The 24543-nt window shown below is 67.3% G+C and carries 26 protein-coding genes; 12 read left to right on the forward strand and 14 right to left on the reverse strand.

The features are described 5' to 3' along the window. Window positions 1-33: 33 nt before the first annotated feature. The gene (locus IEV56_RS01865) at window positions 34-210 is read right to left on the reverse strand and encodes a 30S ribosomal protein THX (protein WP_188447144.1); all 177 of its coding nucleotides are present in this window, start codon (window positions 208-210) and stop codon (window positions 34-36) included. A gap of 76 nt (window positions 211-286) precedes the next feature. Continuing rightward, complete coding sequence (locus tag IEV56_RS01870) at window positions 287-694, reverse strand: MerC domain-containing protein (RefSeq protein ID WP_188447146.1); 408 nt, start codon at window positions 692-694, stop codon at window positions 287-289. A 96-nt stretch (window positions 695-790) separates the two neighbouring features. On the opposite strand from IEV56_RS01870, the gene IEV56_RS01875 reads away from it, so the two are divergent. From IEV56_RS01875 to IEV56_RS01890, 4 genes are all read left to right on the forward strand, one after another. After that, window positions 791-2860 (forward strand): TonB-dependent receptor, encoded by a 2070-nt coding sequence (locus tag IEV56_RS01875; protein WP_188447148.1) that lies wholly within the window; start codon window positions 791-793, stop codon window positions 2858-2860. A gap of 48 nt (window positions 2861-2908) precedes the next feature. After that, window positions 2909-4144, forward strand: a complete 1236-nt coding sequence (locus IEV56_RS01880) for a threonine/serine exporter family protein (RefSeq protein WP_188447150.1) — start codon at window positions 2909-2911, stop codon at window positions 4142-4144. Beyond that, a complete protein-coding gene (locus IEV56_RS01885; protein ID WP_188447152.1) occupies window positions 4141-4824 on the forward strand; it encodes a glutathione S-transferase family protein in 684 nt (227 codons plus the stop codon). Before IEV56_RS01880 ends, IEV56_RS01885 begins: the two co-directional genes overlap by 4 nt. A gap of 66 nt (window positions 4825-4890) precedes the next feature. Then, complete coding sequence (locus IEV56_RS01890) at window positions 4891-5274, forward strand: DUF4870 domain-containing protein (protein WP_188447154.1); 384 nt, start codon at window positions 4891-4893, stop codon at window positions 5272-5274. A gap of 34 nt (window positions 5275-5308) precedes the next feature. On the opposite strand, the gene IEV56_RS01895 is transcribed toward IEV56_RS01890, so the two are convergent. Together IEV56_RS01895 and gltX are read right to left on the reverse strand one after the other, a co-directional pair. Then, window positions 5309-5809, reverse strand: coding sequence for a transcriptional repressor (locus IEV56_RS01895; RefSeq protein WP_188447156.1), 501 nt, complete (start codon window positions 5807-5809; stop codon window positions 5309-5311). Next, on the reverse strand, window positions 5806-7215 hold the full coding sequence (gene gltX, locus IEV56_RS01900) for a glutamate--tRNA ligase (protein WP_188447158.1): 1410 nt from the start codon (window positions 7213-7215) through the stop codon (window positions 5806-5808). The genes IEV56_RS01895 and gltX overlap by 4 nt, the downstream gene beginning before the upstream one ends. 192 nt (window positions 7216-7407) lie before the next feature. On the opposite strand from gltX, the gene IEV56_RS01905 reads away from it, so the two are divergent. Genes IEV56_RS01905 through lpxH form a run of 4 tightly spaced genes read left to right on the forward strand, consistent with a single transcriptional unit; the run spans window position 7408 to window position 9735 of the window. Further along, on the forward strand, window positions 7408-7863 hold the full coding sequence (locus IEV56_RS01905; RefSeq protein WP_188447161.1) for a GNAT family N-acetyltransferase: 456 nt from the start codon (window positions 7408-7410) through the stop codon (window positions 7861-7863). After that, complete coding sequence (locus IEV56_RS01910) at window positions 7860-8306, forward strand: DUF3465 domain-containing protein (protein ID WP_188447163.1); 447 nt, start codon at window positions 7860-7862, stop codon at window positions 8304-8306. Before IEV56_RS01905 ends, IEV56_RS01910 begins: the two co-directional genes overlap by 4 nt. A 31-nt stretch (window positions 8307-8337) precedes the next feature. Then, a complete protein-coding gene (locus tag IEV56_RS01915) occupies window positions 8338-8994 on the forward strand; it encodes a peptidylprolyl isomerase (protein WP_188447165.1) in 657 nt (218 codons plus the stop codon). After that, the gene (lpxH, locus tag IEV56_RS01920) at window positions 8995-9735 is read left to right on the forward strand and encodes a UDP-2,3-diacylglucosamine diphosphatase (RefSeq protein WP_188447167.1); all 741 of its coding nucleotides are present in this window, start codon (window positions 8995-8997) and stop codon (window positions 9733-9735) included. On the opposite strand, the gene IEV56_RS01925 is transcribed toward lpxH, so the two are convergent. From IEV56_RS01925 to serA, 6 genes are read right to left on the reverse strand one after another with little or no spacing between them, the layout of a single operon-like run. Beyond that, window positions 9713-10516, reverse strand: a complete 804-nt coding sequence (locus IEV56_RS01925) for a ferritin-like domain-containing protein (protein WP_268235745.1) — start codon at window positions 10514-10516, stop codon at window positions 9713-9715. The two genes, lpxH and IEV56_RS01925, sit on opposite strands and share 23 nt — an antisense overlap. 7 nt (window positions 10517-10523) lie before the next feature. After that, entirely contained in the window at window positions 10524-11987 is a 1464-nt protein-coding gene (purF, locus tag IEV56_RS01930; RefSeq protein ID WP_188447169.1) for an amidophosphoribosyltransferase, read from the reverse strand. Between the two features lie 21 nt (window positions 11988-12008). Next, window positions 12009-12917, reverse strand: a complete 909-nt coding sequence (locus IEV56_RS10660; RefSeq protein ID WP_188447171.1) for an SPOR domain-containing protein — start codon at window positions 12915-12917, stop codon at window positions 12009-12011. 42 nt (window positions 12918-12959) lie between these two features. Beyond that, complete coding sequence (gene folC / locus IEV56_RS01940; RefSeq protein ID WP_188447173.1) at window positions 12960-14210, reverse strand: bifunctional tetrahydrofolate synthase/dihydrofolate synthase; 1251 nt, start codon at window positions 14208-14210, stop codon at window positions 12960-12962. After that, window positions 14207-14851, reverse strand: coding sequence for a histidine phosphatase family protein (locus IEV56_RS01945; RefSeq protein ID WP_188447175.1), 645 nt, complete (start codon window positions 14849-14851; stop codon window positions 14207-14209). Before IEV56_RS01945 ends, folC begins: the two co-directional genes overlap by 4 nt. Window positions 14852-14861: 10 nt before the next feature. Beyond that, a complete protein-coding gene (gene serA / locus IEV56_RS01950; RefSeq protein ID WP_188447177.1) occupies window positions 14862-16424 on the reverse strand; it encodes a phosphoglycerate dehydrogenase in 1563 nt (520 codons plus the stop codon). A gap of 316 nt (window positions 16425-16740) precedes the next feature. Here serA and IEV56_RS01955 point away from each other — a divergent pair, with 316 nt between their 5' ends. Further along, on the forward strand, window positions 16741-18795 hold the full coding sequence (locus tag IEV56_RS01955; protein WP_229730162.1) for a M13 family metallopeptidase: 2055 nt from the start codon (window positions 16741-16743) through the stop codon (window positions 18793-18795). Between the two features lie 85 nt (window positions 18796-18880). After that, a complete protein-coding gene (locus IEV56_RS01960) occupies window positions 18881-19858 on the forward strand; it encodes a hypothetical protein (RefSeq protein WP_188447181.1) in 978 nt (325 codons plus the stop codon). On the opposite strand, the gene IEV56_RS01965 is transcribed toward IEV56_RS01960, so the two are convergent. Continuing rightward, window positions 19855-20505, reverse strand: coding sequence for a rhomboid family intramembrane serine protease (locus tag IEV56_RS01965; RefSeq protein ID WP_229730135.1), 651 nt, complete (start codon window positions 20503-20505; stop codon window positions 19855-19857). The genes IEV56_RS01960 and IEV56_RS01965 overlap by 4 nt on opposite strands. A gap of 43 nt (window positions 20506-20548) precedes the next feature. Beyond that, complete coding sequence (locus tag IEV56_RS01970; RefSeq protein ID WP_188447183.1) at window positions 20549-20878, reverse strand: MGMT family protein; 330 nt, start codon at window positions 20876-20878, stop codon at window positions 20549-20551. Between the two features lie 33 nt (window positions 20879-20911). Here IEV56_RS01970 and IEV56_RS01975 point away from each other — a divergent pair, with 33 nt between their 5' ends. Next, a complete protein-coding gene (locus tag IEV56_RS01975) occupies window positions 20912-21322 on the forward strand; it encodes a hypothetical protein (RefSeq protein ID WP_188447185.1) in 411 nt (136 codons plus the stop codon). On the opposite strand, the gene IEV56_RS01980 is transcribed toward IEV56_RS01975, so the two are convergent. Together IEV56_RS01980 and IEV56_RS01985 are read right to left on the reverse strand one after the other, a co-directional pair. Further along, complete coding sequence (locus IEV56_RS01980; RefSeq protein WP_188447187.1) at window positions 21319-22449, reverse strand: inorganic phosphate transporter; 1131 nt, start codon at window positions 22447-22449, stop codon at window positions 21319-21321. The genes IEV56_RS01975 and IEV56_RS01980 overlap by 4 nt on opposite strands. Before the next feature lie 10 nt (window positions 22450-22459). Beyond that, entirely contained in the window at window positions 22460-23089 is a 630-nt protein-coding gene (locus IEV56_RS01985) for a DUF47 domain-containing protein (RefSeq protein ID WP_188447189.1), read from the reverse strand. Window positions 23090-23235: 146 nt separating this feature from the next. Here IEV56_RS01985 and IEV56_RS01990 point away from each other — a divergent pair, with 146 nt between their 5' ends. After that, the gene (locus IEV56_RS01990; protein ID WP_188447191.1) at window positions 23236-24543 is read left to right on the forward strand and encodes a hemolysin family protein; all 1308 of its coding nucleotides are present in this window, start codon (window positions 23236-23238) and stop codon (window positions 24541-24543) included.

The raw sequence follows: 24543 nt of genomic DNA on the forward strand, positions 1-24543 counted from the left end.
CAGGGCCGTTTTTACGCTCCCTTCAGCGAGGGATCATTCCTTGGCGGCGGCTTTCTTGGCCGGAGCCTTCTTGGCCGGCGCGGCTTTCTTCACCGCTTCCTTCTTCACCGCAACCGCGACGGCGGCTTTCTTGGCGGTGCCCGGACGGGCGTTGCCATAGCTGGAGATGTTGCGTTTGCCTTTCGCGGTCTTGCGGTCGCCTTTGCCCATGATTGCGTTCCTTGTAGGGATATTGTTGGAAGTTAAGGCCCATAGATTACCACCACGGGCGGTCTGAACCAAGTATTCAGTGTCCGTGGCGGCAATTGGCGTCGTGCACGTGGCCGTGGCTGAGGCGCAGATTGACCAGATGCGCGATGGCGATCAGGATGCCGCCGGCGGTCATCACCACCGCGTGCCGCAGCGGTTGCAGGTGGATCTGCGGCACCAGCACACCGAGCCAGACCAGACCCAGACCGGGCACCAGGAACGCCAACGCGCGGTACACGCGGTGCCGGCGGTAGCCTAGCCACAGGCTGAACAGGCCGAGCAGCGTGGCGAACACCACGAAGCCCCATTCCAGGCCGTTCATGGCCAGCACGCCCAAGCCCAACGCCGGCAATACCGAAATCAGCACTGGCAGCAGCGCGCAGTGCACGGCGCAGACCATGGACGCGGTGGTGCCGAATTGGTCGAGGAAACGCTGGAAACGCATGGCGGGCGGAGGCCTTGTCAAACCGTATCGTTACATAGTAACATTTTTTTCGAACTGTTACACAATAACACCATTGCCCGCAGGAAACACCCGACCATGAACAGACTGCCGCTTGCCCTCGCCATCACCACGCTGCTGACGCCCGCCTTGGCACTGGCCCAGAACGCCGACGAGCACCCGCACCCGGAGGCCAAGGAACTGGACCGCGTGCAGGTCACCGCCTCGCCGCTGCGCAGCGCCATCGATGACGTGGCGCGGCCGATTTCGGTGCTGGCCGGCACGGAACTGGATGCCCGCAAAGCCGGCACCTTGGGCCAAACGCTGGAACGCGAAGCCGGCGTGCAATCGAGCTTCTTCGGCGCCGGCGTCGGCCGCCCGATCATCCGCGGCCAGGAAGGCGCGCGCGTGCAGACCCTGAGCGGCGGCATGAGCTCGGCCGATGTGTCCACCGTCAGCGCCGACCACGCAGTCAGCATCGAGCCGTTTTTGGCCGACCAGATCGAAGTGCTGCGCGGTCCGGCCGTGCTGCTGTACGGTTCCGGTGCCATCGCCGGCGCGGTCAATGTGGTCGATGGCCGGATTCCGGCCGAGCCGGTCGGTGCGGCGCTGAAAGGCCGTGCCGAAGCGCGCTTCGGCGACAACGACAACGGCAAGACCGGCGCCCTGCGTCTGGACGGCGACATCGCCGGTACCGGCCTGAGCTGGCATCTGGACGGCTTCCGCCGCGACACCGGCGATTACGCCATTCCCGGCTACGCCTTCCATGAGCACCTGATCGAGGAAGATCTGGCCGCAGGCGGCAGCCTGGACGAGTTCGTCAAAGGCAAAGTGCCGAACTCCGCGCTAGAAACCCAGGGTGCCGCCGCCGGGCTGAGCTGGTTCGGCGACCGCGGCTGGTTGGGCGCCGCGCTCAGCCGCTACGAATCCGATTACGGCATTCCGCCGGGCGCGCACGCGCACGAAGCCGCGCCCGACGCGCTGCTGCCGGAAGCCGCCGCCGACGAGTTCGTGCGCATCGGTCTGCGCCAGAACCGCTTCGATGTGAAAGGCGGCGTACGCGAGGTCGGCGCCTTCCGCGAAATCAACCTGCGCTTCAGCAACAACACCTACACCCATACCGAATTCGAGGGCGGCGCCGTCGGCACCCGCTTCGACAACCGCGCGCGGGAAACCCGCATCGAGGCCGTGCAGAACACCTGGCGCGGCTGGGACGGCGCGTTCGGCATCCAATACGGCACCCGCGATTTCCGGGCCGAGGGCGACGAGGCCTTCGTGCCGGCGTCGCGCTCGCGCGACACCGGCCTGTTCGCGCTGCAGGAACGCGCGTTCGGCCCGTTCAAGCTGGAGCTCGGCGCCCGCCATGACCGCGTCCGCATCGCGTCCGATGTCGCGCCGGAACGTTCGTTCGGCGCCAACAGCGTCGCGCTCGGCGGCATCTGGAAGCTCGGCGAAGCCTGGCATCTGAGCCTCAACCTCGACCGCGCCCAGCGCGCGCCGACGCCGGAGGAACTGCTATCCGACGGCCCGCATGTGGCCACCGGCACCTATGAAATCGGCGATGCCGCACTCGACACCGAAACCGCCCGCAACGTCGAACTCGGCCTGCACCTGCACAGCGGCCGCATCGACGGCAAGCTGTCGCTGTACCGCAACCGCTATGACGGCTACATCTATCTGCGCGGCATCGGCGGCGAGCTCGATGGCCTGCCGGCGGCGCGCTGGAGCCAGGGCGACGCCGAATTCCGCGGTTGGGAGGCCGAGGTCACGATGGATCTGGTCGAGAACGCCAGCGGCCTGTGGAGCCTGCGCGCCAACGCCGACCGCGTCAGCGCCGAACTCGACGACGGCTCGAACCTGCCGCGCATCGCGCCGGCGCGAGTCGGCGCCGAACTGCTGTGGGAACGCCAGGGCTGGAGCGCCCGCCTGGGCGGCATGCGCGTCAGCGCCCAGACCGATGTGGCGGCCGGCGAAGAGCCGACCTCGGGTTACACATCGATCAACGCCAACGTGACCTATCATTGGGACCAAGGCGACACCGGCTATGAAGTATTCCTGGAAGGCCGCAACCTGACCGACGCCGAGGCCCGGGCGCACACCTCGTTCCTGAAGGAAATCGCGCCCCTGCCCGGCCGCTCGCTGCAAGCCGGTTTCCGCGTGTTTTTCTAAACCCGACAGGTGCGCTGTCACGTGACGGGCTTGTGCGATAATGCCGGCATGACCGAGCGCCTGATCAACTTCCTCGCCGATTTGGCGCAGGCCATGCACGTCAGCGGCGCCAACGCGCATGAGCTGGAACGGCACATCCATGCCCTGGGCCGGCGCTTCGGGGTCGAAGCGCACTGCTTCGCGCTGCCGACCATGCTGACCATCACATTGGAAGACGACGACCGGGCGCAACGCAGCAAACTGCTGCGGCTGCCGAACTACGACTTCAACATGGCGCGTTTGATCGCGCTGAAAGACATGGTGCGCCGGCTGAGCTCTTTGGATCAACTGCCCGAAGCCGTCGCCACGCTCGGCGCGATCATGGCCCAGCCCTCGCCATGGAAGCCCTGGCAGATGGTGCTGAGCGGGCTGGCGCTGTCGGCCGGCATCGCCGTGCTGCTCGGCGGCGGCCTGCCGGAAATGGCGGTGGCCGGGCTCAACGGCCTGCTGTTCGTGCTGGCATATGTGTATCTGGCCGCGCGTCCGGGCTTGGCGCCGGTGATGCCGGTGCTGCTGTGCGCTCTGGCGGCCTTATTGGCGTATGCGTTCACGCTCATCGTGCCGGTGACCTCGCCGTTCGTGGTGATCCTGGCCAGCATCGTATTGCTGTTGCCGGGCTTCACCATCACCATCGCGATGACCGAATTGGCCACCGGCAACCTGCTGGCCGGCACCGGACGCTTGGCCGGCGCGTTCATCCTGATGCTGCTGATGGGCGCCGGCGTCGCCATCGGCACCACGCTCGGCACCGAATGGCTGCCGGTGCGTCTGCTGCCGGGCCTGGAGAAGTTGCCGGACTGGACGCTATGGCCGGCCATCGCCCTGCTCGGCGCCACGTTGATGGTGTTCCTGCAGGCCCCGTTGCGCGCCCTGCACGTGATGATGGGCGCCTGTCTGCTGGCGTTCGCAGTCAGCAGCAGCGTCGGCGCTTGGCTGACGCCGGTCGCCGGCGCGTTCACCGCCGCCTTCAGCGTGGCTCTGGCCGGCCATCTGTACCAGCGCTTCAGCGGCGAACCGGGCATCCTGGTGCAGATTCCCGGCCTGATCACCCTGGTGCCCGGCAGCGTCGGTTTCAGAGGCCTGCACGCGCTGATGGAACAGGACAACCTGGCCGGCATCAGCACCATCACCAGCATGGCGGTCACCGGCGTCGCGCTGGTGATCGGCACCCTGTTGGCCAACAGCCTGGCGCTGTCGCGGTTCGCGCGCGGCGCCCGGTCCGAACTCGAGGAGGAATCGGCATGAGCGCGTATACCCTGTACATCGGCAACAAGAACTATTCGTCCTGGTCGCTGCGCCCTTGGCTGCTGCTGCGCGAACGCGGCATCGGCTTCGATGAGGTGCTGCTGCCGTTCGAGGCCGACAACCACGGGCGCTTCAAGGCGGTCGCCCCGAACGCGCGCGTGCCGTGCCTGCACGACGGCGATATCGTGGTCTGGGATTCGCTGGCGATCATCGAGTACCTCGCCGAACGCCATCCCGGCGTGTGGCCGGCGGATGCCGGCGCGCGCGCCTGGGCGCGTTCGGCCGCGGCCGAGATGCACTCGGGCTTCGCCGCCCTGCGCAACGTCTGCCCGATGAACTGCGGCCTGCGTCTGCGCCTGCACACACCGCCGGCGGCGATGCTGTCCGACCTGACGCGCATAGACGAACTCTGGTGCGACGGCTTGCAACGCTTCGGCGGTCCGTTCCTGGCCGGTGCGGCGTTCAGCGCTGTGGACGCCTTCTACGCGCCGGTGGCGTTCCGGGTGCAGACCTACGGCCTGCCGCTGAGCGCGCCGGCGCAGGACTACGCCACGCGCCTGCTGGCCTTACCCGGCATGCGGGACTGGTACCAAGCGGCGCTGCGCGAACCCTGGCGCGAAGCCGAGCACGAACGCGAGACCCTGCAGCAGGCCGAGCTGTTGGCCGATCTGCGCTTGTGACCGATGGCCCATGCGCACGGGCGAGATCCGCGCTACCTTAAAGGCCACACACCCGAGGAGAATGCCATGGACAACCTGAATTCCGCGCAAGACGGCAAATGGGCCGGTGGCGTGCACGTCGGCGCACTGGTGCTGGCCTTGGTCACGTCCTGGTCGGCCGGCGTCGGCGGCATGGTCGCCGCGTTCGTGGTCTGGCTGATCAAGAAGGATGAATCGGCTTTCATCCGCCGGCATGCGGCGGAGGCCTTCAACTTCAATTTCAGCATGTTCATCTACACCCTGGTCGGGGTATTCTTCAGCCTGGTGACGCTCGGCCTGGGGCTGATCGTGACCGTTCCGATCGCGGTGGTGTTGGCGGTGGTCTGGATCTGGTGCACGGTACAGGGCGCGATGGCCGGCTTCGACGGCCGCGACTACCGCTATCCGGTGACCATGCGCCTGTTGAGCTGAACCGCAAAGGCCCGAATACGCGAACGCCGGCTTGTCAGCCGGCGTTTTTTTCGGCCGCCGCCGCGCAATCGCGGCATACGCCATGCACTTCCAGCACCTGCGCCCGCGGCGAGAAGCCGAGCGCCTGGGCCTTGGCGTCTAGGTCGCGGGCGACCGATTCGTCCTCGAGCTCGATGGCGTTGTGGCAGACATCGCAGATGAGGAACGGCACGGTGTGCCGCACACTCGGATGATGGCAGGCCACGAAGGCGTTGATCGACGCCAATTTATGGATGAAGCCGTTGGCCAGCAGGAAATCGAGCGCGCGGTACACGGTCGGCGGCGCGTTGGCGCCGACCTCGGACTGCATGCGCTCGAGCAGGTCGTAGGCCTTCACCGGCTTGCCGCTACGCGCGATAAGACCCAGCACCTGTTCGCGGATCGGCGTCAGCCGCAGGCCGCGGGCCGCGCAGGCGGCCTTGACCGCCACGACATAGGCCTCGGCATCATGCACATGATGGTGCGGATGCGTGCAGCCGTGGCCGGCATGGCTCATTGCGGCAGTTTCTCCAACGCCGCATCCAGCCGCTGCAAGGCACGTTCGCGACCGCACAGGAACACCGTGTGGTCGATCGAGGGCGAGGCGGTGCTGCCGGTGACCGCCACGCGGATGGCCGGACCGACCTTGCCCATGGCCAGCTCGAGCTCGGCCAGGGTGTCGGCGAAAGCCTGGTGCACGCCGGCCAATGTCCACTCCGGCAAGGCCCGCAGCTTGGCGGTGAATAGCGACAGCGGCGCGCGCACGGTGGCGGTCAGCTGCTTGGCCGCGGCGACCGGGTCGATGTCGGCGTCGGTCAGCGGCATGTACCAGCAACGCGCCTTCTCGGCCATTTCCTTCAGGGTCTGCACGCGGTCGCGCAGCGCCACCACCACGTCGGCCGGCTCGGGGCCGTCGGCCAGGTCATAGCCGGCTTTTTGCAGATGCCAGACCAGATGCTTGGCCACGTCCTGCGGCGCGTCGGTCTTCAGGTAATGCTGGTTGATCCAGTTCAGCTTGGCCGGATCCAGGCGCGAAGCCTTGGAGTTGACGTCCTCGATGCGGAACAGCGCGAACATCTCGTCCTTGCTGAAGATCTCCTGGTCGCCGTGCGACCAGCCCAGCCGCACCAGGTAGTTCAGCAGCGCGTGCGGCAGGTAGCCGTCGTCGCGGTACTGCATCACGTTGGCGGCGCCGTGGCGCTTGGACAGCTTGGCGCCCTCGGGATCGAGGATCATCGGCATATGCCCGAAGCGCGGCAGGAAATCGCCGAGCGCCTTGTAGATGTTGATCTGGCGCGGCGTGTTGTTGACGTGGTCGTCGCCGCGAATGACGTCGGTGATGCCCATGTCGAGGTCGTCCACCACCACCGCGAAGTTGTAGGTGGCGTAGCCGTCGGAGCGGAATATCACCAGGTCGTCGAGCTCGGTGTTGCTGAACTCGATGCGACCCTTGATGCTGTCGTCCCAGGCCACCGTGCCCTCGAGCGGATTCTTGAATCGGATCACGCGGTTCGGATCGTCTCGGTACGGGGCGTTGGCGTCGCGGTACACGCCGTTGTAGCGCGGCTTGTCGTTGCGGGCCAGCGCCTCGTTGCGCATGGCCTCGAGTTCGTCCTTGGTTTCATAGGCGTAATAGGCCTTGCCCTCGGCCACCAGGCGCTCGGCGACCTCGCGGTAACGATCGAGGCGCGCGGTCTGGTAGATCGGACCTTCGTCGTACTCCAGGCCCAGCCAGTCCATCGCGTCCAGGATGGCGTCCACCGCAGCCTGGGTCGAACGCTCGCGGTCGGTGTCCTCGATGCGCAGCACGAAGGCGCCGTTTCGGCGGCGGGCTTCGAGATAGCAATAAAGAGCGGTGCGGGCGCCGCCGATGTGCAGGAATCCGGTGGGGCTGGGGGCGAAGCGGGTACGGCAGGCGGTCATGGCGGAACCTATCGGAAAACTGCCGTAATTTTAGCGGATTTGGCCGATGGCGTCTGGAAAAACAGACGTTTGCGGCTGGTTGCCGCACAGCGGCGCGGGTCTTTATGGCATAGTGTGGAAATCTCCCATCGGCACGGAACGGCACATGCACCCGACTTCAGGCCCGCACGGCGCGGCATCGGCAATCCACCCATGAACCGTCCGGTCGGCATCCGCATGGCCTCACCCTCTGATTTGGGTGAACTGGCACCGCTGTTCGACGCCTACCGCCGCTTCTACGGGCAGCCCGCCGACCTCGAGCGCGCCCGCGACTTCCTCGGCGAGCGCCTGAACCGGCACGACGCCTGGATCCTGGTGGCGCAACGCGGGGAAACCCTGGTCGGCTTCACGCAGCTGTACCCCAGTTTCAGCTCGACCCGCACCAGCCGCATCGCCATCCTCAACGACCTGTTCGTGGCCGAATCCGAGCGCGGGCGCGGCACCGGCCGCGCCCTGCTGTCGGCCGCCGAAGACCTGGCGCGCAAACTCGGACTGGACGCGCTCGAACTGGCCACCGCCACCGACAACACCGCCGCGCAATCGCTGTACGAAGCCCAAGGCTGGCAACGCGACACCGGCTTCTTCACTTACGGCAAATCCCTGCGATGAAAAAAGCGGCTTTGGCCGCGTTGCTGCTGCTCGCCGCGCTCTGGTTCGGCCGGCAGCCCACGCTGCTGCCGGCGGACACGTCGGATTCCGCAGCCACCCTGCCGGCCGCCGGCAATGCCGCCATCGCCGATGCCTATAGCCGCCGTCTGCGCGACGTGCCGGTCGAGGCCGAAGGCCGGGTGGTGAAACTGCTTCCGGACGACGTCGAGGGCAGTCGCCATCAACGCTTCCTGCTCGACACCGGCGCCGGCCATACCGTGCTGGTGGCGCACAACATCGATTTGGCGCCGCGCATCGGCGGCCTGCGCCCCGGCGACAGCGTCGGCTTCAAGGGCGAATACGTGTGGAACGCCAAAGGCGGCGTGGTGCACTGGACCCACCACGACCCGGACGGCCGCCACCCGGGCGGCTGGCTGCTGCACCAGGGCCGCCGTTACCGATGATGCCGACGGCCGCGGATGTTAAACTAGCCGCATGCATTCCCCCTCCAAACTCCTGACGACATTGGCTCTGGCTGCGGCGCTGAGCGCCTGCGGCGGCAAAAACGACGGCCGTTCGGTCAGCGAGGTGGCGATCGATCCGGACGCCGAACGCACCGCCCACGAAACCGCCCTGGCCGAGTATCCGAAAGCGCGGCTGCACACCGACGCCGGCGACATCGTGATCGCGCTGCATGCCGACAAGGCGCCGGAGACCGTGCGCAATTTCCGCGCCTACGCCGAAACCGGGCATTACGACGGCACCGTATTCCACCGCGTGGCCGGTGACCTGCTGATCCAAGGCGGCGCCTATACCGCGGATTACCGGATTAAGCCCGAACGCGGCTTCATCCGCAGCGAATCCGACAACGGCCTGCGCAATCTGCGCGGCACCGTCGCCGCCGCCCGCCGCGCCAACGACGCCGATTCCGCCGGCGCCCAGTTCTTCATCAACGTGGTCGACAACCCGCAGTTCGATTTCGTCTCCGCCGCCGATGCCGCCAGCCGCGGCTATGCCGTGTTCGGCGAGGTGGTCGAGGGCATGGCGGTGGTCGACGCCCTGCGCAAGACGCCGGTGGAAAGCCGCCCCGGCATCGGCGCGCAGGTGCCGAAAGCGCCGATCGTGATCCGCCGCGTCACCGTCGAGGACTGAGTGAGCCGACTGTTCATTTCCGACCTGCATCTGGACGCCGGACGACCGCAGACCACCGCGCAGTTCCTCGACTTCCTGGCGGCCGAATGCCGCGGCGCCGAGGCGCTGTACATCCTGGGCGATTTGTTCGAGGCCTGGATCGGCGACGACGACGACAGCGCGCTGGCGGAGAGCGTGCAGGATGCGCTGGCGATATGCAGTGCCGCCGGTACGCGTCTGTTCGTGCAGCGCGGCAACCGCGATTTCCTGCTCGGCCCCGCCTTCGCCGCGCGCATCGGCGCACAGCTGCTGCCCGACTTCGCGGTGATCACCTGCGCCGGCGAGCCGGCGCTACTGATGCACGGCGACCTGCTGTGCACGCAGGACAGCGAATATCTGGCGTTCCGGGCCCAGGTGCGCGATCCGGCCTGGCAGTCGGCGTTCCTGGCGCAGCCGCTGGCCGCGCGGCACGCCTTCGCCGAACGCGCGCGGCAAGCCAGCCAAATCCGGCAACAGGGATTGAAGGACACCAGCCAGCTGGAAACCATCACCGACGTGACGCCGGCGGACGTGGTCTCGGTGATGCGCCGTTACGGCGTGCGACGCCTGATCCACGGCCATACCCACCGTCCGGCCCGGCACGCGCTGGAAATCGACGGCATGCCGGCCGAACGCATCGTGCTCGGCGACTGGTACACGCAGGAATCGCGCCTGCGCGACGAAAACGGCAGGCTCGAGCTCAGCGCGGCGCCAGCCGGCTGATCGCCTGCATCTCGGATGCGCTAAAGCCGGCTTCGCTGCGGGCGTCCAGATTGAACGGCCCGCTCAGGGCCGCGCCGCCGACCGATTCCAGCAAGGCCAGAAAGGTCGGCTCCGGATCGCGGCCCGCCTGCGCGCAGGAGTGCCGGAACCAGCGCGTGCCGATGGCGACGTGCGCCACTTCCTCGCGCAGGATCACCTCCAACACCGCCACCGAGGCTTCGTCGCCGACCTGACGCAGGCGCGCGATCATGCCCGGCGTCACGTCCAGCCCACGCGCCTCGAGCAGACGCGGCACCAACGCCATGCGCGACAGACAATCGTGCCGGGTCTTTTCCGCCATCGCCCACAGGCCGTCATGGGCCGGATGGTCGCCGTATCCGCAGCCGAGCTCGGCCATGCGCGCGCATAGCAGACGGAAATGGCGGGCCTCGTCCACCGCCACGCCGGCCCAGTCTCGGTAGAACGCGTCCGGCATGCCGGCGAAGCGCTGCACGGCGTCGCAGGCCAGGTTGATCGCGTTGAATTCGATGTGCGCGATGGCATGCAGCAGGGCGGCCCGGCCCTCGGCGCTGCCCAGGCCGCGCTTGGGCAGGTCTTTCGGCTCAACCAGCGGCGGCTTGCCCGGACGGCCGGGATGGCCGATATCGGCGAATGCCGCCGCGGCATCGGCTTTAATGCCGTCAGACAACGCATGGGCTAACGCATCGACCACCGCCAGTTTGGCCTCGACCGCCCGCTCGCACAGGGCGGCATAGGCCAACGCGCGTAACTCGGCGGCCACGGCGGACTCAGGCCGTCTTGGCTTTGGCGGCGTCGTTGCGGGCGCGTTCGAGCGCCTCGAAATAGCCCGCTTCGATGCCGGTGACGTATTCACCGGTGAAGCAGGAGGAATCGAAGCGCGCGACTTTGCGTTTCGGACCGGCGACCGCCTCTTCCAGGTCTTGGATGTCCTGGTAGATCAGCCAATCGCAGCCCAGCAGCGTCTGGATCTCTTCCTCGCTGCGGCCGTGCGCGACCAGTTCGGAGGCGGCCGGCATGTCGATGCCGTAGACGTTCGGATAGCGCACCGGCGGCGCCGCCGAAGCCAGGTAGACCTTGCGCGCGCCGGCTTCGCGCGCCATCTGCACGATCTGCTGGCTGGTGGTGCCGCGCACGATGGAGTCGTCGACCAGCAGCACCACGCGGCTCTCGAACTCGAGCGGAATCGGGTTCAGCTTGCGCTTCACCGAACGCACGCGCTGGCTCTGGCCGGGCATGATGAAGGTGCGGCCGATGTAGCGGTTCTTGATGAAGCCCTCGCGGTACTTGACCCCGAGCAGGTTGGCGATCTCCAGCGCGGCGTCGCGCGAGGTGTCGGGAATCGGGATCACGGTATCGATGTCGTGGTCGGGCCGCAGGCGCAGGATCTTCTCGCCGAGCTTGACGCCCATGCGCATGCGCGCCTTGTGCACCGAGATGTCGTCCATCATCGAGTCGGGGCGCGCGAAGTACACGTATTCGAAGATGCACGGGGTGTGCGGATGGCCCGGCGCGGCCTGGTGCGTGAACAGCCGGCCGTCGTCGGTGACCACCACCGCCTCGCCCGGCGCCACGTCGCGCAGGCGGGCGAAACCGAGGATGTCGAGCGCGACCGATTCCGAAGCGATGGCGTATTCGTCACCGGCCTCGGTCTCGCGCTTGCCCAGCACCAGCGGACGGATGCCGTTCGGGTCGCGGAACGCCAGCAGGCCGAGGCCGAACACGGTGGCGACCACCGAGTAGCCGCCGCGCACGCGCCGGTGCACGCCCTCGACCGCCTTCAGCGCGGCGTCGGGCGTCAACGCGCCCTGCTCCAGCAGCTCGTGCGCCAGCACGTTCAGCAGCACCTCGGAGTCGGATTCGGTGTTGATGTGGCGGTGATCCTGGCCCACCACTTCCCGGCGCAGGGTGTCGGTGTTGGTGAGATTGCCGTTGTGCGCCAGCGAGATGCCGTAGGGGGCGTTGGCGTAGAACGGCTGCGCCTCGTCGCTGCCGGAGGAACCGGCGGTCGGGTAGCGGCAATGCGCGATGCCGACGCGGCCGCGCAGGAGCGCCATCTGCTGCGGGCCGAACACGTCGCTGACCAGGCCGTTGCCCTTGTGCAAATTGATGCGGCGGCCCGAGACCGTGGCGATGCCGGCCGCGTCCTGGCCGCGGTGCTGCAGCACGGTCAGGCCGTCATACAGCAATGCCGCGACATCCGTGGTTCCGACGATTCCGAGAATTCCGCACATACGCTGTTCAGACCTGCTGGTTTAGGGATGGGCGACGACGATGCCGTCGATGCCGGTGTTCTGTTTGACGCGCGCCAACAGCGCGGCGGCCGACTCGCGGCTGGCCTCCGGCCCGATGCGCACGCGGTAGCGGCGTCCGGACTCGGTGTCGACCGGCTGGATGAAGCTGGTGAAGCCGGCCGCGCGCGCCTTGTCGCGCAGGCCGATGGCGGCCTGCTCGCTGGCCGGCGCGCCGATCTGCACGGCGAAGCCCTTGGCCGCGGACATCGGCTCGGATTTGGCCGGCGCCGGCATGGGCTTGGTCTCGGCCGGTTTCGCGGCGACCGGAACCGCCTGCGTCGGCATAGCGGCGGGCAATGCCGGCTTGACGGCCGGAGCGGCGGGATTCGATTCAGCCGTCGAGGCGACGGCGGCATCCATCGCCACCACGAGGCCGCCCGGGGCGGCGGCGGCCAGGCGCAGACGGGCCTGCTCGGCGCTTTCACGCGCGTTGAACGGGCCGACCCGGACACGGAAGCGTTGGCCATTGCCCTGCACCACGCCATTCAAACCGGCTTTGCGCACGGCCGCCAGCAGCGTCTTGGCACCGGCGTCATCGGCGGCGGGGAGCACCAGCGCATACTGGCCGGCGGCTTGCGCCGGACCTGCGTCAACCGGCGCAGCGGCATCAGGGGCCGCAGCGGCAGTCACCGCCGTCTGCGGCACGGATGCGGCAACGGTCGGTGCCTTGGCGGGTTCGGCCGGGGCATCGAGCGGAATATCGATGGTGGTGATGCCGTCGTCATCGGGTTCGTCGGGGATGCTCAGCGGCACGTCGGCGCTGTCCGGATCCTTGACGTCGGGGCTTTTCAGCAGCATCGGCACGAAAATCAGGGCCAAGGCGGCCAGAACGACGGCGCCGATCAGGCGTTGCTTCAACGGTGCTTCCATGGAACCCTCCCGGTGGGAGCGCCAATTATACCCCTAGCGTCCTCAGCGCGGGAGCCGCATCACCGCTTCCAGCGTGTGGAAGGAGCCGAACACCAGGATGCGTTCGCCGTGGTTTTCAGCCAAGGCCGCCGCGTACGCCGCGGGCACGCTGGCATGCAGGCTGAAGGCCGTTTCCGGCAAGCTGGCGGATAATGCCGCCATCCAATCAACCGCATCCGGCACCCGATCGGCCGGCTCGGCCAGGCATCCGACATGCCAATGCGCGATGTGCGGCGCCATCGCCGCCAGCATGCCGGCGATGTCCTTGTCCTTCAGCGCGCTGAATACCGCCACAGTCGGCTTCGGATGCGCGGCCAACCACTGCGCCAGTTGCGCCACCGACTGCGGATTATGCGCGACGTCTAGCACCACCTCGGGCGACTCGCGCCAACGCTGCAGACGGCCGGTGATCGTGGCCGCGGCCACGCCGGCGGCCCAGGACGCATCCGCGATATCCAGCGGCGACGCACGCAAGGCCGCGATGGCGCAGGCGGCGTTCTGCAGCTGTACCGGCGCCTTTAGCCCCGGATACGGCAGTTCCAGGCTGAAGCCCGGCTCGCGCCAGACCCAGTGGTCGTCGAAGCGGTCGATCAGGTAATCGCTGAAGCCGCGCACGCAATAGACGCCGTTTTCATAGGCGTAGCGCAGCACCGAGGACGGCGGATCCTTCTCGCCCAGGACGCAGGGCTTGCCCGGACGCAGGATGCCGGCCTTCTCCAGACCGATCGCCTCGCGGTCTTCGCCCAGATAGGCCTGGTGGTCGAGGTCGACGGTGGTGACCACCGCGACGTCGGCATCGAGGATGTTGACCGCATCCAGACGCCCGCCCAAGCCGACCTCGAGCACGGCCAGATCCAAGCCGGCTTCGGCGAACAGCACCAGCGCCGCCAAGGTACCGAACTCGAAATAGGTCAGCGGGATATCCGCCCGCGCCAGCTCGATGGCCTCGAATGCGCGCACCAGATCGGCGTCGGAAACTTCCGCGCCGCCGATGCGGATACGCTCGTTGTAGCGCAGGAAGTGCGGTGAGGTGAACGCGCCGACCTTATACCCCGAGGCGGTGGCGATGGCCTCGATGAAGGCCACGGTCGAGCCCTTGCCGTTGGTGCCGGCCACGGTGATGACCGGGCACGGCAGGTGCAGCAGATCCATGCGCCGCGCCACCTCGCGCACGCGCTCCAGGCCCATGGCGATGCCCTGGGGGTGCGTATGCAGCTGGTATTCCAGCCATTGCTCGAGCGTGCGTTCGTTCACAGGGCGCGGTGCAGGGCTTCACCGAACAGCGGCGTGTGGTGTTGGCAGTCATTCAAACGCACCACAGCCAGATTGTCCACCGAGTCGCCTTCGAGCAGGTTGAGCGTGGTCGGCGCCTGACGGAACGCCCACAAGCGGGACAGGTCGAGTCCGAGAATCCGGCACAGCAACACGCGGTTGACGGCGTCGTGCGCCACCAACAGCAGGATGTCGTCGGCGCCGAGTCCCTCGCAGGCGGCGCGGAAGCCGTCCCAGGCCCGATCCAGCACCTGCTGCAGGTTCTCGCCGCCCGGCATCTGCACGGTCTGCGGCGCTTCGCGCCAGGCACGGAACGTATCCGGGTCGCGCGCGGCGATTTCGCCGGCCAGCAGCCCTTCCCACTCGCCGTGGGCGATTTCCTGCAGGCGCGGATCGATCGCCAGCATCTGCTTGCGCGCATCGCCCAAGGCCGCTTCGGCGGTGGCCTTGGCACGCGCCAACTGCGAGCTGACCGCGCGCGCGATCGGCACGTCGCGCAGGCGTTCGCCGAGCTTGGCGGCCTGCGCCAGGCCGACGTCCGAGAGCGGGATGTCGATCTGGCCCTGGTAGCGGCCGGCGGCGTTCCACGGGGTTTCACCATGACGGGCGAGGATGATCTTCATCGGGCGCGCCTCAAATCATGTCCAGGGACACGATGCCCGGGATGGTGCGCAGACCCGAGAGCTGCGTGGCCGAGACCTCGCGGTCGACGGTGATCGCCGCCAACGCGTGGCCGTCGCCGGTGGCGCCGAGCGAGAAGTTCACGATGTTGATGCCGGCCGCGCCCAGGTTCGAGCCGAGCAGGCCGATCACGCCGGGCTTGTCCTCGTTCTTCATCAGCAGGACATGCGCGCCGGGGTCGAAGTCGAGCTCGACGCCGTCCAGCCGCACTACGCGCGGGCCACGGTGCAAGGTGGCTTCGATGCGCCTGCTGCCTTGCTCGCCCGCCACTTCGATGCGCAGCAGGCGGTCGAAACCGTCTCCATCGCCACCGAGCGTTTCCGAGACCGCCAGACCGCGTACGGCCGCTTCGCCCAAGGCGTTGACCGGCGTGACCCGGCCGGAGGCGCTACCCAGCATCGCCGCCACCAGCAGACGGCTGAGCGGACGGGTATCGAGCGCCTCGGTGCGGCCGGCATAGGTGATGTGCAGCTTGCTGGCGGCCGGCACCAGCCGGTTGGCCAACTTGCCGAGTTCGGTCATCAGCGGAATCCACGGACCGACTTCCTTGGCGGCCTCGGCGCTGAGCGGCGGCAGGTTGACGCAACCGGCGACAGCGCCGGTCTTCAGGAAGTCGATCATCTGGCGCGCCAGTATGGTGCTGACCGCTTGTTGCGCTTCCGAGGTCGAGGCACCCAGATGCGGCGTCAGGATCAGTTTCGGATGCGCGCGCAGCGGCGAGTCCTTCGGTAGCGGTTCGGTCACAAAAGTGTCGAGCGCGGCGCCGGCCAGATGGCCTTCGTCGAGCAGCTTGAGCAGGGCCGCTTCATCCACCAAGCCGCCACGGGCGGCGTTGATCAGGTACGCGCCTTTGCGCATGCGCCGCATCTGCGCCTCGCCGATCAGGTTGGTGGTGTCCTTGGTGCGCGGGATGTGCAGGGTGATGATGTCGGCCCAGGCCAGCAGCTCGTCCAGCGTCTTCATCGGCACGCTCAGACGGCCGGAGGCCGCGGCCGGCAGGAACGGATCGAAGGCGGCCACATCCATGCCGATGCCGGCGGCCTTGCGCGCTACGGTGGCGCCGATGCGGCCCAGGCCGATCACGCCCAAGCGCTTGCCTTCCAGCTCGAAACCGGTCAGGCCGTTCTTCGGCCACTCGCCGGCCTTCATGCCGGCGTCGGCCTTGGGCACATGGCGCGCCATCGAGAACAGCAGCGACACCGCGTGCTCGGCGGCGGCCAGGGTGTTGCCGTCGGGCGCGTTCATCACCGCGATGCCGCGCGCGGTGGCGGCCTCGACGTCGATGGTGTCGACGCCGGCACCGGCGCGGCCGATGACCTTCAGATGCGTGGCCTGCTTCAGCGCGTCGGCCGTGATCAAAGTGGCCGAACGCACCACCACGGCGTCGAAATCCTTCAGTTTTTCGGCCAACACGGACGCATCCTTGATGGGATCGCTGGTTTCGACCGAGAAACCGGCTTGTTCGAACAGGGTCAGACCGTCGGCATGGATGCCGTCGCAGGCGAGGATTTTCATGGGAGCTCCAAGTGGGGAAGATTCAAGGCGGGAAACCGCGCGCCAGAACCCCATGCGTGGAGTCGGAGAGAAAATAACGATGTATACGGGCTACGGCGATCGCACGGGGCGACCGCAGAGGCCAGGAGACGGGGCGTCATACGCATGGGAGTCCTGAACCAGATTTCCCGTTCACCCTAGCAAATCGCGGCCGGTTTGCCAAGCCGGCATGACTTCCGGCCTATCCCGTCGCCTGCGGAAAAAGCGTATGCTCGATGGTGTTTTATGCCCGCCATCCCCTTTACCGGAGTGTTTCGTGAACCAGTCCCTGAAATTGCTGACCTTGAGCGCCGCCATCGCGCTCGGCCTGTCCGCCTGCAAGAAAGAAGAAGCCGTCGTGGCCGAACCTGCGAAGCTGAGCATCGACCTCGCCAAACTGCCGCCGTTGCCGGCGTTCGCGGTCGCCGACCTCGACACCAGCGTGTCGGCCTGCACCGACCTGAACCAGTTCGTCAACGGCAAATGGCTGGCCGCCAATCCGGTACCGGGCGACCGCACCAGCTGGGGCAGCTTCGAGATGCTGGCCGAGCGTTCGCTCGCCACCCAGCGCCAGATCGTGGAAGCCGCCGCCGGCATGAAGGATGCCAAAGGCACGCATAAGCTGATCGGCGACCTGTGGGCCACCGGCATGGACGAGGCCGCGATCGAAGCCGCCGGCATCAAACCGATCCAGCCGTTCCTGGATGAAATCGCCGCGCTGAAAGCCCCGGCCGACTTGCCGGCCTACCTGCGCAAGACCGCCGCCGAAGGCCGCATGAGCCTGTTCGGCCTCGGCGGCGAATCCGACTTCAAGGATTCCAGCCAAGTCATCGCCTACGCCGCACCGGGCGGCCTGGGTCTGCCGGACAAGACCTACTACAGCGGCGACGCCCACAAGGCCGAGCGCGAAGCCTATCAGGCGCATATCGCCGCCACGCTGAAGTTGGCTGGCGCCACCGACGCCGACGCCGCCAAGCAGGCCGCCGCCATCCTGGCCATCGAAACCGCGCTGGCCAAGGTCAGCTACTCGAACGAGGAACTGTCGCGCGATGTCTCCAAATACTACAACCCGGTCTCGATCGACGCCGCCAACAAGATCACCCCGGCCTTCGAGTGGGGCGCCTACTTCGACGCCAACGGCATCAAACGCCCGGCGCAGTTCTCGCTGTCGAACCCGACGTTCTTCAAGACCCTGGACGGCATGTTCGCCTCGGTGCCGATGGCGGACTGGCAGGCCTACCTGCGCTTCCACACCATCGACGGCCTGGCGCCGTACCTGAGCAAGGCCTTCGCCGACCAGAACTTCGCGTTCTACGGCAAGACCCTGCGCGGCCAGCAGGAGCAGAAGGAGCGTTGGAAGCGCGTGCTCGACACCGTCAACGACAGCGCCGGCGAAGCGCTCGGCCAGCTGTACGTCGAGGTCGCGTTCCCGGCCGAGAGCAAGGCGCAGATGGAGAAGCTGGTCGGCAACCTGTCGGCCGCGCTCAAGACCCGCCTCGAGAAGCTGGAATGGATGACTCCGGAAACCCGCGCCAAGGCGCTCGAAAAATGGGCCAGCTTCACGCCCAAGATCGGCTATCCGGACAAATGGCGCGATTGGGCCGGCCTGAGCACCGGCCGCGACAGCTACGTCGGCAACATCCTGGCCGCCGCCAAGTTCAACCACGCCTATGAAATGGCCAAGATCGGCAAGCCCAAGGACCGCAAGGACTGGGGCATGACACCCCAGACCGTGAACGCCTACTACAACCCGTTGATGAACGAAATCGTGTTCCCGGCCGCCATCCTGCAACCGCCGTTCTTCGACGCCAAGGCCGACCCGGCGTTGAACTACGGCGGCATCGGCGCCGTCATCGGCCACGAGATGCTGCACGGCTACGACGACCAAGGCTCGCGCTTCGACGCCAAGGGCAGCTTCGCCAACTGGTGGCAGCCGAGCGACGCCGAAGGCTTCAAGGCCAAGACCAACCAGCTGGTCGCGCAGTTCGACGGCTACGAAGCCCTGCCCGGCAAGAAGGTCAACGGCAACCTGACCCTGGGCGAGAACATCGCCGACCTCGGCGGCCTGACCGTGGCGCTGGACGCGCTGCGCATCGAGCTGGCCGACAAGAAAGTGGCCGAGATCGAGGGCTATACGCAGGAACAGCGCTTCTTCATGAACTGGGCGACCGTCTGGCGCCGCAACTTCACCGAGAAGGAGCTGGCCGTGCGTCTGGTCACCGATCCGCACGCGCCGGCCAAGTTCCGCGCCAACGGCACGCCGTCCAACATGGACGCGTTCGCGGCGGCGTTCCAGTGCAAGGCCGGCGACCCGATGGTGCGCAGCGGCGCGCAGAAGATCGCCATCTGGTGATCGGGCCTGCGGCCGTAACGAAAACCCCGGCATCGCCGGGGTTTTTGTTTTGCGCGCGCCGGCCGATGCCGGTACAATGCGCCGCATGCTGATGATCCGCCCCGGCCAACGCTGGTCTTCCACCGCCGAACCCGAACTGGGCCTGGGCACCATCCTCCGGTCCGACAACCGCCAAGCCGACATCGTGTTCACCGGCTGCGGCGAACTCAAACGCTTCACCCATGCCGCCTCGCCGCTGGTCCGCGTGCGCTTCGCGGTCGGCGACCACATCACGATTGACGGCCGCGCGCTCGAGGTCGAGGAGGTCGGGGAAACCGACGGCATGCTGCGCTACCGTTGCGGCGGCGAATGGCGGCTGGAAGGCGCGCTCGACCCGGAACAGGCGTCGCTGCCGATTGACGTGCGGCTGCCGCTGAACGCCTGCGACCCGAGCCATCTGTTCGACCTGCGCAGCGCGGCGCTGGCCGCCGCGCAACTCGACCAGTCCGGCTTCGAACAGCTGGCGCTCGACTTGCTGACGCATTTCGGCGGACGCGTCGCGCCGCTGACGCCGCACCGGTTCCTGCTCGACAGCCGCGAGCTGTCGGTGCCGGATTTCGAACAGGCCTTGCCGGCGTCCCTGCCCTGCCGGTTTCCCTCGGAGCACGCCGACGACGACGGCAGCACCCTGTTGGACGCCGTGCACCCGCTGTACGCCGCGGCCCGCCGCGCTTTCCTCGCCAGCGGTGCGGGCGGCGCCAGCTTCATGATCGACGACAGCCTGCCGGCGCGCAGCGCGGTGCTGCAGACGGTATTCGGCCGCGATGACGGCGCGCTGACGGCGCTCGCCGTGGACGCCAAGTTCAACCGGCTCGGCAGCTTCCAGCCCAATGCGCAGTCGCTGTACCGCGCCCGCCATGCGGTGATCGACATGAAGCCGTACCGGCGCAGCCTGGAAGCGATTTATCCCAACCTGTTGCAGGCGGCGCGCGAGGAAGCAGGCCAACAGGACATGCGGCGCCTGTTGGCGCTGCGCCTGGTGGTCGGATCGGAGTTCGCGCTGTTCGGCAAAAACGGGCGTTAAACGCCCCAGGGGCCGCGGCGCTTGGCCTTGAACGGCGGCTGCCCGCGCCAATAGCGGATCAACAACCAGCCGAACAGCATGCCGCCCAGATGCGCGAAATGCGCGATGCCGCCGCCGGTGCCGGTGACGCCCATGAACAGCGACAGCGCGCCGAACACCAGCACCAGGGTGCGTGCCGACATCGGAATCGGCGGAATCAGCAGCATCACGCGCTCACGCGGGAACAGCAGGCCGTAGGCCAGCAGCAGGCCGTACACGCCGCCCGAGGCGCCGAGCGTGGGGCCGGCCGATTGTGGCACCAAGGCCGTGAACAGCAGCTGGCACAGGCCGGCGCCGGCCACGCAGACCAGGAAGAAGGTCAGGTATTTCTTCGGGCCCCAGAGGTATTCCAAGCGCGCACCGAACTGGTACAGCGCGATGCCGTTGAACAGCAGATGGGTGAAATTGCCGTGCAGGAACCCATAGGTCAGCAACTGCCAGGGCTGGAAGCCGAGGCTCACCGGCAGGCCGTCGGCGCCGATGCCGACCGGATGCTCGCCGAACGGCCAGAGCATCAGCGGCAGCACGGCATCGCCGAGGAATTGCTGCGCCAGGAACGCGATGGCGAGTATCCAGAGCAGGTTGCGGGTCATCGGCGGCAGATGCATGCGGGAGTTCCGTGATTGGCTGTGGATAGGATACCCGATTGCCTCAGTCCGGCGCCCACAGCAGCGCATCGAGGTCGGGACCGCTGCGCCGCAATTTGACGCGGCCGTTCTCGACCCGCACGCCCTCGGCGCGCAGGCGCTGCGTCTGTTCGGCGAACAGCGGCGAATCGGGCGGGAACGCGATCTGCCCTGAAGCGCGCAGCACGCGGTGCCAGGGCAGGTCGCCGTCGGACTCGGACAGGATGCGCGCGACCAGACGCGCGCGTCCGGGGAATCCGGCCGCCGCGGCGACGTCGCCGTAGGCCATCACCGTGCCGCGCGGAATCGCGCGGATGCGCCGGATGATCGCCTGCTTAATGTTTTTTTCACCCATCGCGGCGTAGCATAACGGAAAAGGAGGTGTGCGATGCGGAGCTTCGAGCAAATCGCCGATTGGGTGGCGCAACACTACACGGTCACGCACATGGAGCCGTTCCTGTTGGCGCTGGAGCTCTCGCTCGACCAGGGCCGACGGCGGCAGAGCGTGTTCCTGTCGGAACTGATGGATGAAGACGGCGGCCGCGTGCTGCGCATCAGCACCGCGGTCGCCGACCGCGAACACAGCCGTGACGCGCTGGCGAAAGCCCTGGAATTCAACTGGCAGAGCCGCGCCGGCTATCTGGCGCTCGGCGAGATGGGCGGCCGCAGCTACCTGCACCTGTGCGAGAACCGGGCTTATCCCGGACTCGACGCGACCGAGCTGGAGCGCGCCCTGCTGCGCATCGGCGGACTGGGCGACGGCATCGAACGGCAACTGCAGGGCGGCGACGCGTTCTAGAAGCCGACGCCGTAGTGCTTGAGCAGGCGCACCAGGCCCCAGGCGATGCCGCCGGCGGCCGGAATGGTGAGTATCCAGGCCCAGATGATGCGCTCGATCACCGAGAACTTCAGCGCACGCGGGTTCTTGGCGAAGCCGACGCCCATGATGGCGGTCGAGATGCTGTGCGTGGTGGACACCGGCATGCCGAAATGTGCGGCCACCGACAGGATGGTGGCGGAGCTGGTCTCGGCCGCGAAACCGTTGATCGGATGCAGCTTGACCATCTTGTGGCCGAGGGTCTTGATGATGCGCCAGCCGCCCATCGCGGTGCCGGCCGCCATCACCAGCGCGCAGGTCACCACGATCCATTTGTCGATGTCCTTCTCGCCGCCGCTGGGATGCAGGAACGACAGCCACTCGGGCAGGTCCTTGAGGGTGCCGGACGCTTCCGCGCCGAAAATGGCCAGCGCGATGATGCCCATGGTCTTCTGCGCGTCGTTGGTGCCGTGCGCGAAACCCATGTAGGCCGCCGAGCCGATCTGCGCTTTGCCGAACACGGCGTTGATCCAGCGCGGGCGCGACACGCGCGCCAACCAGCCGCCGGCCGAATTCATCGAACTGATCAGCGCCATCAATAGCGCCATGATCAGCACGCCGAGCAGGAAGCCGGCCAGGGGCGAGGTCACCATCGGGATGACCACTTTCCACAGCAGACCGGCGTTCTTGGTCCAGTTCTCGCCGGCCTGCGACCACACCAGCGCGCCGAAATCGTTGTCGGCGGCGGCCACCGCCGCGCCGCACAGGCCGCCGATCAACGCGTGGCTGGACGAGGACGGCAGGCCGCGCCACCAGGTGATCAGGTTCCAGATGATGCCGCCGGCCAGGGCGCAGATCAGCACCAAGGAGCCGACATGCACGACGTCGGTGTCGATCAGGCCGGAAGCGATGGTCTTGGCCACCGCGGTGCCCCAGAACGCGCCGATCAGGTTGGTGACCGCCGCCAGCATCACCGCCTGGGTCGGGGTCAGCACCTTGGTCGCCACCACGGTGGCGATGGAGTTGGCGGTGTCGTGGAAGCCGTTGATGAACTCGAACACCAGCGCGGTGACGATCACCAGCAGCAGCAGGACCAGGGCGAAGTCCATGGCCGGATCCTCAGGAGTTCTTCAGGATGATGTGGTGCACCACGTTGCCGGCGTCGCGGCACTTGTCGATGGCCTTCTCCAGCATCTCGAACAGGTCCTTCAGGATCATGTAGCGCATCGGGTCGGTTTCGTTCTGGTAGGTGTCGCGGTACAGCTCGAGAATCAGGCGGTCGGCCTCGGACTCGATGGCCTGCATGCGGTCGTTCAGCGCCTTGCTGGTCTCGATGTTCATGCCCTTGCGCAGTTGGCCGACCATCTGCTCCAGAACCTCGGTGCTCTGCTCCAGCATCTTGGCGCGCGGCACGAAATCGACGTCGCCCAAGCGGTGCGCCGACAGGGTGAAGCGCTCGGCGAACTTTTCGACCACCTTGGGAATCTTGTACAGCACGTTCGACAGCGCCTCGATGTCCTCGCGCTCGAGCGCGGTCACGAAGGTGTTGATCAGCTCCTGGCTGATCTGCGCGGCCAAGTCCTTCTCGCGTTGGCGGGCCAGCTTGAACTTCTCCAGCGAACGTTGCTGCGGCGGCGTGGCCAGCAGGTCGGCCAGTGCCGCCGTGCTTTCCCGTGCGGCGGCGGCGCTGGCTTCCAGCAGGCCGTAGAACTTGTCGCCTTTGCCGAAGATGGTTTGCAGAGAGAACATGGCGGGCTCCTGAACGGGCGGTTAATCGGGCTGGCGCTATTGTAGGCGAAATATGACGCGATTGTGACAACCGGCAACATAGTCCGGACGACCCCGGCCGGCATGGAGTATCCTATCGGCTGTGAACGGAAAAACCCGCCGCCTCGATGCTTGAGCTCGCCGTCGTCCTCGTTTTGGTCCTGCTGAACGGGTTCTTCGCCCTGTCGGAAATGGCGGTGGTGACCTCCCGCAAGTCGCGCCTGAAACAGCTGGCGCAGGGCTCCAAGCGCGCCCAAGCCGCCTTGGAGCTGTCGGAACATCCGGAAAGCTTCCTGTCGGCGGTCCAGGTCTGGATCACCCTGCTCGGCCTGCTGACCGGCTATTTCGGCGGCGAGTCGCTGGCCGAACGCATCCAGCCGGCCTTCGCCGCCCTGCCGGCCTTGGCGGATTACGCCCACATCATCGCCTACGCGCTCAGTTTCGGCGGCATCCTGTTCGTCTCGGTGGTCTTGGGCGAACTGCTGCCCAAACGCCTGGGCACCCTGCGCCCCGAACAGCTGGCGGTGGCGGTGGCCCTGCCGATGCGCTTTTTGGCCACGGTCGCGCGGCCGGTGGTGGTGGTGCTGGCCGGCAGCACCCGTTTCCTGATGCGCCTGCTCGGCCTGAGCAACGTCTCCGAAGAGAAAGTCACCGACGAGGAGATCCGCCATCTCGTGGCGGAAAGCCACGAGCAGGGCATGATCGACGCCGACGAGCGCAACATGCTCAACCGCGTGCTGCGCCTGGGCGACCGCAGCGCCGAATCGCTGATGACGCCGCGCACCCTGATCACCTGGCTGGACGCCGACGCTCCGCTGGAAGAAAACCAGGCGGTGCTGCGCGGACAGCCGTTCACCCGCTACCCGGTGTACCGCGGCGACGACAGCAACGTGCTGGGCGTACTCGAATCCAAGACCCTGGTCGGCCGCGAGTGCCGCAGCACCGACGAGCTGTTCGGCAGCCTGCGCCCGGCGCTGTTCGTCTCCGAATCGACCAACGCGCTCAAGCTGCTGGAGATCTTCCGCGAAGAGCAGCAGACCCTGGCCCTGGTGGTCGACGAATACGGCGACATCCAGGGCATGGTGACCTTGAACGACCTGCTCGGCGCCATCCTCGGCCGCATCCAGAGCCTGGAAAGCGACGAGACCGAACCGCTGGTGATCGAGCGCGACGACGGCAGCTGGCTGGTGGACGGCCGCCTGGCGGTCGAGGAGCTGCACGAACTGCTCAACCTGCAAAGCCTGCCAGGCGAGGATGACGGCGATTTCACCACCGTCGCCGGCATGGTCATCGCCCACTTCGGCCGCATCCCGCACACCGGCGAGATCTTCGAATTCGGCGATTGGCGCGTGGAAGTGGTCGACCTCGACGGCGCCCGCATCGACAAGCTGCTGATCGGGCCGCGGCCGCAGAACGACCCGGCCTTCGACGAGTAA

Source organism: Arenimonas maotaiensis (assembly GCF_014638745.1).
In the GTDB taxonomy this organism is placed as follows: Bacteria; Pseudomonadota; Gammaproteobacteria; order Xanthomonadales; family Xanthomonadaceae; genus Arenimonas; species Arenimonas maotaiensis.